Consider the following 11,654-nt stretch of genomic DNA (forward strand, 5'->3'; position numbering starts at 1 on the left):
AGTTCGTTAAGTAAGACGTCTTGATCTATGTATATCATACAATTATTTTATTTATGACGCAATATATAAAGGCACATTTTCTCTATTAGTATGTATTATATAAGAGGAAAGGAGCAAAATCGTCATCAATCATACACACTTTTCCGATTCACGCCGCTAGGCTTGTATGTCTGCTCTCCTTGTATTCATACCCCGGGACAGCAAAAAACAGTGACAACGACTCGTCACTGTTCGCTAACCATTATTACGTCAAGCGTACCGCAATCATTTTCGAAAAGATCCGAATTCGACCTTCACCGGCTGGGCCGGCGGCGCGCAGCAAAGCGAAAGATCGCGGGCATCGCCGGCGGATTCGAACTCGGAGTCTTCTTTCGTGCAGAAGATCTCCCAGGCGTTGCCGTCCGGATCGTAAACCCAAACTTTGTCCTGTACGGCGTAGCAGCAGGTCGTGTTCATCTCGTCGATCAGAAGTAATCCGGTTTGCCTTAGACGTTCCCCCATCGCAAGCACATCTTCGGTACCGTCTACCTGAAAGCCGAGATGGTTTAATACGCCATTTTTCTCGAACGGACGAACATTTAAGGAAAAGTGCAAGGCAGGGCTATCAAGTTCAAACTTGGCATAATTCTCCTTAACTTTTGTCGGCTCGGCTCCGAAGAAGGCGCGATAGAAAGCCAGTGACTTTTCGAGATCCGTGCAATTGACGGCAACGTGCATTCTTTTGATCATCGTAATCGCTCCTTTACGGATACATTTTCTTCAAAGCCTCTTTTTGCGCCGGCTTGACGTTAAGAACGGGGCGTATGCTTTTGGCTAGTTCCTCCGCCTCCTCAATCGTCTTGCTTACGCCAAGCTCGATCAGCACAGCAACGGCAACCGCACCGGTACGGCCTCTGCCTCCGTTGCAATGAAAAGCCACCTTCTTGCCATCGCGGTAAGCCTTCACGACTTCATCCGCAGCTTGTTTAAAGAGCGCCTCCTGGTTCTCCCCCGCATCGTCGCCAAGAGCTATTTTTATCCATTCTACATTGGCTTCCGGGTATGCGCATTGCTCCGCTTCGCCCCGCAAGTCCACAATGACTTCGCACTGCTCGTTCTTCACTACTTGTTCGACATCGGCTGCTCCGCACATAAAAATCTTATCGTCATACAACGCTTGATACGCTTTTTCCACACTGATCCCTCTCCTCTGAGTATATTTATCCGAACTATTGCCCAGTTGCACTCCCTTTAAAGTACTTTCGCTGGAACCGGAGCGCGACGTTAACAAGCGCAATCATCACAGGCACCTCAACCAGCGGGCCGATTACGGCCGCGAAAGCCGCACCTGAATGAATACCAAAAACGCCAATGGCTACCGCAATGGCCAATTCAAAATTGTTGCTTGCCGCCGTAAACGCGAGCGTAGAGGTCACCGGGTAACCGGCGCCGGCTTTTTTACCCATGAAGAACGATATCAGAAACATGATTACGAAGTAGATGAGCAGCGGAATTGCAATGCGAACCGCATCCAGCGGCAAAGTGACGATCGTTTCGCCTTTTAACGCGAACATGACGACGATGGTAAACAATAAGGCCATCAGCGTAAGCGGACTGATTTTAGGAATAAACGCTTGCTCGTACCAGACGCGGCCTTTCGCCCTAACCAAAGTGAATCGCGTGATCATTCCGGCGAGAAACGGGATCCCTAAATAAATAAACACGCTTTTGCCTACTTCAAGGATCGTAATGTCCACTACCATTCCTTCGAGCCCAAACCATCCCGGCAGCACCGTTACGAAGACGTATGCATAAACGGAGTAAAACAATACTTGAAAAATCGAGTTAAACGCGACTAAACCGGCAGCGTACTCCGTATCGCCTTTGCATAGATCGTTCCATACGATGACCATCGCGATGCATCTGGCCAAGCCGATCATGATCAAGCCGACCATATATTCCGGGTATCCGTTCAAAAACAGAATAGCCAGAACGAACATGAGGATCGGTCCGATCACCCAGTTCTGAACGAGGGAAAGCCCGAGGATTTTGCCGTCACGGAAGACGCGCCCCAGCTCCTCATAGCGGACTTTGGCAAGCGGCGGATACATCATCACAATCAACCCGATTGCGATCGGAATCGAAGTCGTCCCCGATTGAAACTCGTTCAGAAGATCGACGAAGGACGGCATCGCGAAGCTTAGAACGATCCCCGCAGCCATGGCTAAGAAGATCCATAACGTTAAATAACGGTCAAGAAAAGATAGTCGTTTATCGGTTTGTTGGCTCAAACGGACTCAGTCCCTTCATAAAAATGGGGTTATTTTCCTTCCCGGCAGACGCCCGTGAACCGGCAAAACACTTCGCGCAGAACGAGCGGGCTTTGCAGGTTGCAATCCTTTTGCAAGCCGATCGACTCTTTACTTGCCCTCTTTGACGAACTGCTCGATGCGGTTCTTTATGTCGTCGCGAACGGTACGGAACTTAGCCATGATTTCCTCTTCCGCTCCCGTCGCTTTCGCGGGATCATCAAATCCCCAATGCCATTTGACCACGTTCTTGTTCGAAATGACCGGACAATGCTCATCCGCATGGCCACAAAGCGTGATCACGTAATCGGCGCGGTTCAAAAGCTCCGGATCGATAACATTGGATGAATGGCCGCTAATGTCGATACCGGCCTCTTTCATCACTTGAACGGCTCGCGGATTTAAGCCATGCGCTTCCAATCCGGCGCTTTTCACTTCGTACCGTTCAGCTCCAAGAGCGCTTAGAAAGCCGTCGGCGATTTGGCTGCGGCAGGAATTTCCCGTGCAAAGGAAGTAAACCAGCTTCTTGCTCATCGTATGTGTTCCCCTTTGTTATAATAGTGATACTACATTGTCCCCTTTACTCGCAACGATTGGCGCACCCTGCTTTGATTTCGTCCAGCTTCTCCTTTTGTGAAGGAAGATGCTCCAGCAGTTCTTGCAGGTAGGGCATATCCCCGATTTCTAAGGAATAATAAATCCATTGCCCTTTGCGGGTTTCTTTTACGAGTCCGCCATCCTTCAATTTCCTCATATGCTGACTGACGTTCGGCTGGCTCGTTTGCAGCAGCTCCGCCAAGTCGCACACGCAGCATTCCTGTTCTTTGAGATACGCCAAAATCGTCAGTCTGGTCTTGTCGCCCGCCAGCTTGCATACCTCCGCCAGCCTATCGATGGATACCATACCTTCGCCTCCTCAGTCGCTTATGGGGACATTTAACCCCCGAAGCCATTCCATAACTATACCTTGCCAGCCCAATACAAATAATCGCATTTTATTCGGCCCCATTTCTCCGGCCTGTCATCTGTTAATGATTATATAATTAATTGATTATATTTAAAAGCGCTTTTAGGTTAAGGTTTTGTAAAGCGGTTCTCTAATCAAAAGACGGAGCCGGCAGCTCCGACGACATAAACGGATCGGAGCTGCCGGATGGATGTTGACGTTATCTCCTTTTTCTTGTCATCCAAAAAGCAATAAACAGAATACAGCAGCCCGTGAGGAAAGGTGCGAACATATTAACATCGAACAACAATCCCGCCAGCGCCGGACCCACGATATTTCCAACGCTTATATAGGCGTTATTCATTCCGGCTACGTAACCTTGTTCGGTCCCTGCCATCTTCGATAATTGTGTTTGAAGGGCTGGACGAAGCAGTGCCGTAGCGAAGAAAATTCCGGAAGTTACAAGGAAGAGGCTCCAAAAATCTTTGGCAAACAGAAGGACGACATAAGCGATGGAGGTAAAAAGGAGAGCGCCTTTTATCACCTTGTTCTCACCGAACTTCTTGATCGCTTTAGCTACGACTAACGCCTGCATACCCACACCGATTACAGCGCCTGCGGTAAGGATCATGGCAATATTTTGGGGGGTGAAATGAAAGCGTTTCGTAACGTATAGACCTAGGACGGACTCAAAATTAGCGATTCCGAAGGTCATCACCAGGACAAGTACAAAGAGCATCGCATACTTGGATTTCAGCGATTTGGCATATAGCATGAGAAACGATTCCTTCCGGACAACCTTAGCCCGCGCTGCTTTCATTTGATCTTTCGATAAACTTTCAGGCAAACAAACGATTGAAAAAATAACTGCGGCAATAGCCGCACCGGTCGCTGCATAGAGCGGCACTTTCGTTCCGTACCCCGCCAGAAACCCGCCAAGTCCAGGTCCGATTACAAACCCGAATGACATCGCTGCGCCTAGTAGGCTATTTCCTTTGGCCCGCTCTTCAATTGTCGTAATATCAGCCACATAAGCCATCATTGGCGGAACAATCAAGGCTGCCGCCACTCCTTCCAGCAGTCTTGAGGCATACAGCATCCATAGAGCATCTCCAATTGCAAATAAAAATTTGGCTGCGGCAAAGACAATGACACCTGTAAGAATGAATGCTTTCCTCCCGTATCGATCAGACAGTTGTCCGGTTTTTGGAGAACACAAAAAAACCTCCTTATCCGTTACTGGATAGGAGGCAGGCATACGAACAAAAAAGGTACGCTGCTCCCGACAAAGAAGCAACGTCCTTATTGTTATTATCTAAAAGCCCGCACTAATCCTATCCAGAAAATTCGTAAGCATACGATTTTTTCTTAGTGGAATAGGATTAGTGGATCATTGGCTTGGGGTCACCCTTTCGAAACTTATTGCTTGTTAGCAAATCATAAGGTTTTGGATAAGGTCAATGAAGGGACTTGTGACGAAATCGCCGGTTATACTAGTTTGCAGCGTTACGATTCCCGGGAAATCCGAGGCATGCTGCCCCCGCAAGCTGCTGTGAACGGTAAACGATGAATTTGCATAAAAAGGCTGCCCGGTGAAAAGCACGGGCAGCCTTACTCGCATTACGATTGTGCATTAATCGTTTGGAGCAGCTCTTTCTCGGCCAGAACAAATTGCATCATATACGTTTGCGCCTGCCACAGCATCGTGGATGAAGGCGTCTTTTTATATTCGTCAATCGATTTCTTCACCGAATTCATGGCATTGTTCATTTTATTGATTTGCGCCTTGGCTTCTTCCTGGGCTCCGTCGGCAACTCCGGCCGCCGCCTGCGTCCACGCTTCATGCGCGGTTTTGACCGACTGAACGGTAGCGTCGTCGAGAGGGGTCAGACTGGTTTCTTCCAGATGCATAAGCGTTAGCTTGCTAGCCATCTGAACGAGTTTGTCGGATTGGGTCAAATAATTTTGCAGCGCATCCTTGCTGCCGCTCCAGCGGACGCTTTTCAATTCGGGCAGCGTATAGGCTTTCACATAGATGTCGGTTTTCTCGGCCTGCAGCTGCTTGCTAAGCGCTTGTGCGCTTTCCTTATTGGCGGCAAGACCAATATAAACATACGATTTATCCGTTGTTTCCGTTACCGCGGCAAGTCCTTTTTTGCGCAAATCCGCCTGCGCGGTCTCCGCCCCTTGCGCGGTCGCGAAGCTGCCTCCTTGGAGCACCGTATACGAACGCGCCGGAATATTGACTGCGACGGACGAAGCCGCCACGCTTCCTCCAGTCGCGCCTGTCTGCGTCCCGCTTGCCGCAGTCTGCTTTTTGCCCGCATCGCCGGCTCCGCTCGTGCCCGTTTGATTCGGAGCGCTTACGGCGGTTTCCTGCTTGCCGTTCAGCTCGGGCAGCTTATCGGTTTCCGCCGCCTTGTCGTCCGAGAACATCGACAGCACGAAAAATCCGAGTGCCACCCCCGTCACGACCGCGCCGGTCACCGAAGCGGTAATTTTCATCCACGGTGTCCGGGTATGTCGAATATACCGCGAGCCCGTTACGGAAACGCCGGCAAACCCGGCATTTTTCCGGTCATGGTCGCATTCCGCTCCATAATACCCGCTCACCGGATCATAGCGCGTGTCCCGATAACGGTTTTCTCCGCGGCCGCCTTGCGAATACCGCCTGCTGCCGCCTTGCTCGTCGTCTTCCTCCATGCCCGTCCCCGCATGAAACGTCGGCTCCTCAGGCTCCGGCCATTCGGTCATTTCGCTTTTGGCGCCTCGGACGATATCCTTCTTATCCGGCTGTTCGCCCCTCCCGAAAGGCTGAGGATCGCGTTCGAAGCGCTCGTCGCGGTTTTCCGCTCTGCTTGCGCGTCCCGTTCCCGGCTCGTTCGACGGCCGCTGCTTCCTTTCATTCGATTCGCGGATCAGCTGCTCGATCCGGCGGGTTTCCGCATCGTACGGACTGTCCCACGCGCCGTAGTCGTTCGTATAAGGGTTTATTTCCCGAGCCGCCTTCTCTACGCGGAATTCCTCTTCGCGCAGTTGAATCACCTTCGGCTCTTCCGTCTGTTCCGGCTTGTTCGGCCGCTGATCCCGGTTATTGATCCGGTATGTAATTTTCGATTTTTGCATCCGACTCTCTCCCTTGTCCTAAAGTACTCTACTAGAAACATATGAGAGATAGGACAAAGATATGTCTTCCGCATACTACCCGTTTACGCTTTCTTTCCCGTCCAGCAACTGCCGGCATTCCGCGGCGTAACGCTCCGCACCTTCGTATGCGGGATAAAGCATCAGCGTTCGTTCGAAATACTCAAGGGCTTCGGCGTACTCGGTCCGCTCATAGCCGCATAGCCCAAGATTATAGCAGGTGGCGGCCGAATCCGGATCCGTTCGCAGCGATTCTTGGAATAATTGCGTCGCTTCCTCATACCTGCCCATCGCAAAATATAGAGATGCTAGAGTAAAAGCGATATCCTGCGAACCGTCCGCAACCGGATAACTTGCCTCCCGCACGCGTTTCAATACGTCATCCGCTTCCCCTCGATCTGCGGCATTCGCCTGCGCAAGCAGTAGGTATAGCCGATCCGCCGCTTTCTCCGCCATGCTGCTGTCGTACCCGCTCAATCGTATCCATGCGAGCAGTTGGCGCAAATCAAGCGCATGGACGTTGTTCCAAAAACTCGCTTTTACTTGATAGAAATCGTCCGGATTAAAATGTTCATAGAAAAGCTCGTGCGCCAGCCGGGTTTCCGTATACGATTGAGGGTGGGAAACGGCCATAAGACAAGCCAAATGCATGCCGCTTCGGTCATACGGCGAACCGAGCGGTTCGATCCCCTTCTGCTTGTAGAGCGAGTACAGCGCATGAAAATTCATCGGCAGCGAGACGCTTCCCGCATAGGGCACCGGCTCCGGGACGGGCTGCCGCTCGAGCTCCTCCAGTCGTGCGGTCCCTTTGTCTGCGGCAAGAAGGACAAGCTCCTGCCCTGTTGTTAGCGCCGCAATCCGCTCCAGACATCCGAGCGCTGCGGAAGGAAACAGGATATGCGTGCCTTCGCCGCTGAGGAGAGAGCGATACTCCTTAAGCACCCGGTTGTAACCGGCATGCGCGTAGCAGTCGCCCTTAACGGGATGATACGAAATGTGCAGCGGCAGACGGTTCGTTGTCGCATCCTCCGAAGCCGGCGAAGGCCGATCGGCAACCCGGCATTCGCTGACGGTCCCGTTCTCGTAATAAAATAAATCCTGCGGAATGCTGTCAAACACAAAATTGGCTATGACGATGACCGGATGCTCCAGATCGCCGCCTCGAATGGTCCGGCCGCCGACCTGTAGCGATAGTGCTTCGCTGCTGCCGGCATCGAACAGGCAATAATCGAGCTGTCCCTTTTCTGCAAAAGGCAGCAGCTTCGGATTGACGCTCCACTCCTCCACATAGTTCATCGAAATATCGCTCATCACATAACGATAACCCGGCGATTGCACCGCCAGAGGCTCCATCAGCCTGTCCAGTCGACGAAGAATATGATAGGCGAGCTGACCCGAGCCTGCGCCCAGCTCCACGATATGAACGGGCTGGCTCGTCCCCGGCTTTATCCTGCTCCTGTCACGCAGAAATCCGGCTATCACAGCAGCGTAGGCATGCGCGATGAGCGGATTGCTCGTCACGTAATAAGGAAGCTCTCCGCGCTGCCAGGCACGGACCCCTTTTTGCTCATAGTAACGTCTCTGCATGCGCCAAATCGCCGATTGCGACAGACGGGTTCCCATAGCTGCTGCCTCCGTTCGAATATGTAACTAACCTTGCCTTCCATGCTCATGCCTATATCCATACCTGATTCCGTTCCTGTTCCTGTTCCTGTTCCTGTTCCCGTTCCCATGCCCATGCCCATTCCTATACTCATTCTCATACCAACACCCCTACCAATACCCTTACCATTTTCCCGTTCCCACATCAATACCTATGCCCATTCCCACAACCATGCCTATTCGCATCCTGCGTTTACCTTTGCCGCTTTTTTAGGTCCATTGTGGAGGCGATGAAGGTTAGACGACGTCAAGGACTGCTAATCTCCGAATATTCAAAAAAACCGCGGATTAGACGACGCCAAAGGCTCTTATCTTGCCGGAAACCAGCTGGAACCGCCTATCCGAGGCAATTAGACGACGCAAGGGACTGCTAAATCCCCGAATACTCAAAAAAAACGCGGATTAGACGACGCCAAAGGCTCTCTTATTTAGTTGGGAATCGTTAAGAATCAACTCAGAGTGTTACCGCTGTCCTCGCCGAAAGTGCGTCTGGCCTTAGTCTTTCCGACGGCTCCCACAGGCGCTAATGGTTTGCCGAAAACTTAGCTCCGAACAGGATTCAGACTTTCATTATACAAAAAAAACGCCGGAGGTACCGCAGTACGCTCCAGCGCTTCGCTATGTTCGTTTAGGTCTAGCCTTTCCTGTCCTTCAGCGCTTTGGCCAAGCCGTCTGCGGCTTTCCAAATGTCACCGGCGCCCATCGTAATGACGAGATCCCCAGGCTTCACATGGCCATTCAAATAGCTTAGCACTTCTTCCTTCGTCGGAATGTGGCTGACGTTCGGATTGCTGTTCTGCCGAATCAGCTCCACCAGCTTCGCCGAGGTGATACCTTCGATTTGCTGCTCACCCGCCGGACTGTAAATGTCCGTGATGATGACCTCGTCGGCCTCCGGGAACGCCCGGCTGAACTGATCGAACAGGAAATAAGTACGCGTATAACGCTGCGGCTGAAAAACCGCAATGATCCGCTTGCCCGTCGCTTTCGCCGCGCTGATCGTCGCTTGGATTTCCGTCGGATGATGGGCGTAATCGTCGATGACCAGAATGTCGTCGACTTCGCCGAGCACCTGGAAGCGCCGTTTGGCACCGCGGAACTCGGTAATCGCTTCCGCAACCTGCTCGAAAGGCAAGCCTGCTTTCAGACAGGTTATGACCGTCGCCAGCGCGTTATAGACATTATGCCGTCCCGGTACCGAGAGCGTCACATCGCCGAGCACCTGTCCGTGATGAGTGACGCGGAACGACACTTTGCGGTCGCCAAGCGCGATATCCGTCGCTTTGTATTCCGCATCGGTATCGATGCCGAAGGTGACGACATCGCTTTTGATAATCGGCAGCAGCTCCCGGATCTCCGCATCGTCATTACATACGATTGCAATTCCGTCGGCCTTGACTTGGCTAAGAAACTTGGCATAAGCTTGCTTCAGCTTGTTGAAATCGCCGTCGTAATGCTCCAGATGATCGGCTTCGATATTCGTCACGATGCCGACGCTCGGCCGATACTGCAGGAACGAGCCGTCGCTTTCATCCGCCTCCGCAACGACGTACTCGCCTTTGCCCGCCTTCGCGTTGCTGCCGACATTCATAATTTCGCCGCCGATAATATAGGTCGGATCTTGGCCGCATTGCTCCATAACGAGCGATATCATCGACGATGTCGTCGTTTTGCCATGGGCGCCCGCTACGGCAACACCCTTGCGTTCGTTCATCAGTCGCGCCAGCATTTGCGAACGGTGGATAATCGGAATGTTCAGCTCGCCGGCACGTTTCATTTCTACATTGTCCTTGGAGAGCGCCGTCGAATATACGACAAGATCGGCTCCCTGCACATGAGCCGCTTCGTGCCCGATGTAAACGCGGGCTCCCTTGGCGGCGAGCTTCTCCGTAAGCTCTTGCTGGGCCAGATCGGAGCCGGACACATGATACCCCATTTCCAGCATCACCTTGGCAATCGCACTCATGCCATACCCGCCGATGCCGATAAAATGTACGCGTTCAGTCGTATTCACGATCTGCTCACCAGCCTTTTTCAGAATCTGTTTGATACAGCATCCATGTCCGTACGTCGGAAATTAAATACAACGTTCCGGAAACGACGCCTAGATCGTCCGGTCCCGTCTCTTTCTGCAGGAGGGTCAGCGCCTTCCGCCAGTCCGGCTCTACGATGACGTCAACCTTTCGCCCCGTTTCGGAAAGCTGCTCCCTCGCGAGCTCCGCCAATTCGGATGCGTTCATTTTTTTGAGAAAATCAGGCTCCGTAATGATTAAAGTATCCACCAATGGTAGTATATGCCTGAGATAGCCGGAATGATGCTTTGTCGACAGCATCCCCATCATAAATCGCAGCTTCCCGTATTGATACGTTTCGCGCAGCGCCTTCGCTAGCGTTTCCGCCCCTTCCGGGTTATGCGCGCCGTCGAGCAGCATTCTCGGATTGTCGGCCACCATTTCCAGGCGTCCCGGCCATTCGGTCACCTTCAGCGCATCCAGCAGCACCTCGTCCTCGATAACCAGCGCATTATACTGCCGCAGTACCTCGAGCGTCATCAGCGCAACGGCTGCGTTCTTCACTTGATGGCTGCCGTTCATCGTAATGCCAACATCGCTTAGACTGCGAAACGGCCCTTGAAAATGAAACTGCTGCCGGTTCAGCTCCGATGTCACGGCTTCATAACGGAAATCCCGCCCCATCAAATAGAGCGTCGCTTTCTTGTCCTTGGCCGTATTCTCGATGACCTGCAGCGCCTCCGGCTGCTCGACGGCGCTTACTACGGCTACACCCGGCTTGATAATGCCGGCTTTCTCCATAGCCACCTGCTCGAGCGTATCGCCCAGGATATCCATATGGTCATGGCCGATATTCGTAATGACCGAGACGACCGGCGACACGATATTCGTTACGTCGAGTCTTCCGCCAAGGCCGGTCTCCCATACGACATAGTCGGGATACGTGACGCGCGCAAAATACAGGATGGCCATCGCCGTGCAAATCTCGAACATCGTCGGCTGCCCTTGCTCGCCCTCGGCCATTTCGTCGCAGAGCGGCTTCAGCTGGTTCGCCAGCGCAAGCACCTGCTCTTCTTCGATATCCTGCTCGTTATACCGGAGCCGGTTCGTGAATTTCTCGATGTACGGCGACGTGAATGTGCCTACGTCATATCCGCTTTTGACAAGCGCTTTGGTCAGGAAGGCGCAGGTCGAGCCTTTGCCGTTCGTCCCGGCTACATGAATAAACTTCAGGCGTCTTTCCGGATGGCCCAGCTTCTCCATCAGCAGCTGCATCCGGCCGAGGCCCGGTCTGATGCCGAGCTTCGGCGCCCGTTCGGTTATCCACTGCACGGCTTCCTGGTAGCTCTGAAAACTGTTCATAGTTTCACACCTTTTTAGAGGTAGTTCAAAAAGTCAACTTATGATCACGAAGTTGATCGAGAAGCGTAGTCTCAAGCAACCTTCCCGGTACCGATAAGCCGACTTTTTGAACACGCATTTTTAGGGTCGTTCAAATCGTCCCCCTAATGACTTGGCGAGCGGCGATTTGCGGTTTTCTATCCTCATTCTGCTTATGGCAGGAAGCCGCGCGGACTATATATCGCCGCTGCGGCTTCCTTC

The 11,654-nt window shown here is 52.4% G+C and carries 10 protein-coding genes; all 10 read right to left on the minus strand.

Annotation, left to right across the window (positions count from 1 at the left end):
- Positions 1 to 264: 264 nt before the first annotated feature.
- The 10 genes from ACKGJP_RS25930 to ACKGJP_RS25975 all read right to left on the minus strand — a co-directional run bounded on the left by ACKGJP_RS25930 (position 265) and on the right by ACKGJP_RS25975 (position 11,414).
- A complete protein-coding gene (locus ACKGJP_RS25930; RefSeq protein WP_409347255.1) occupies positions 265 to 726 on the minus strand; it encodes an ArsI/CadI family heavy metal resistance metalloenzyme in 462 nt (153 codons plus the stop codon).
- A gap of 16 nt (positions 727 to 742) precedes the next feature.
- Entirely contained in the window at positions 743 to 1,174 is a 432-nt protein-coding gene (locus ACKGJP_RS25935; RefSeq protein WP_409341678.1) for a dual specificity protein phosphatase family protein, read from the minus strand.
- 34 nt (positions 1,175 to 1,208) lie between these two features.
- Complete coding sequence (gene arsB / locus ACKGJP_RS25940; RefSeq protein WP_409341679.1) at positions 1,209 to 2,270, minus strand: ACR3 family arsenite efflux transporter; 1,062 nt, start codon at positions 2,268 to 2,270, stop codon at positions 1,209 to 1,211.
- A 129-nt stretch (positions 2,271 to 2,399) separates the two neighbouring features.
- A complete protein-coding gene (gene arsC / locus ACKGJP_RS25945; RefSeq protein ID WP_409341680.1) occupies positions 2,400 to 2,822 on the minus strand; it encodes an arsenate reductase (thioredoxin) in 423 nt (140 codons plus the stop codon).
- Positions 2,823 to 2,868: 46 nt separating this feature from the next.
- Complete coding sequence (locus ACKGJP_RS25950) at positions 2,869 to 3,192, minus strand: ArsR/SmtB family transcription factor (RefSeq protein ID WP_409341681.1); 324 nt, start codon at positions 3,190 to 3,192, stop codon at positions 2,869 to 2,871.
- Between the two features lie 262 nt (positions 3,193 to 3,454).
- Entirely contained in the window at positions 3,455 to 4,492 is a 1,038-nt protein-coding gene (locus tag ACKGJP_RS25955) for an MFS transporter (RefSeq protein ID WP_409347256.1), read from the minus strand.
- A gap of 362 nt (positions 4,493 to 4,854) precedes the next feature.
- A complete protein-coding gene (locus ACKGJP_RS25960; RefSeq protein WP_409341682.1) occupies positions 4,855 to 6,360 on the minus strand; it encodes an SPOR domain-containing protein in 1,506 nt (501 codons plus the stop codon).
- A 75-nt stretch (positions 6,361 to 6,435) separates the two neighbouring features.
- Positions 6,436 to 8,001 (minus strand): SAM-dependent methyltransferase, encoded by a 1,566-nt coding sequence (locus tag ACKGJP_RS25965; protein WP_409341683.1) that lies wholly within the window; start codon positions 7,999 to 8,001, stop codon positions 6,436 to 6,438.
- A 673-nt stretch (positions 8,002 to 8,674) separates the two neighbouring features.
- A complete protein-coding gene (gene murC / locus ACKGJP_RS25970; protein ID WP_409341684.1) occupies positions 8,675 to 10,054 on the minus strand; it encodes a UDP-N-acetylmuramate--L-alanine ligase in 1,380 nt (459 codons plus the stop codon).
- Positions 10,055 to 10,061: 7 nt separating this feature from the next.
- Positions 10,062 to 11,414 (minus strand): bifunctional folylpolyglutamate synthase/dihydrofolate synthase, encoded by a 1,353-nt coding sequence (locus ACKGJP_RS25975; protein WP_409341685.1) that lies wholly within the window; start codon positions 11,412 to 11,414, stop codon positions 10,062 to 10,064.
- Between the last annotated feature and the right edge of the window lie 240 nt (positions 11,415 to 11,654).

The organism is Paenibacillus litoralis (assembly GCF_046244365.1).
GTDB lineage: Bacteria > Bacillota > Bacilli > Paenibacillales > NBRC-103111 > Paenibacillus_V.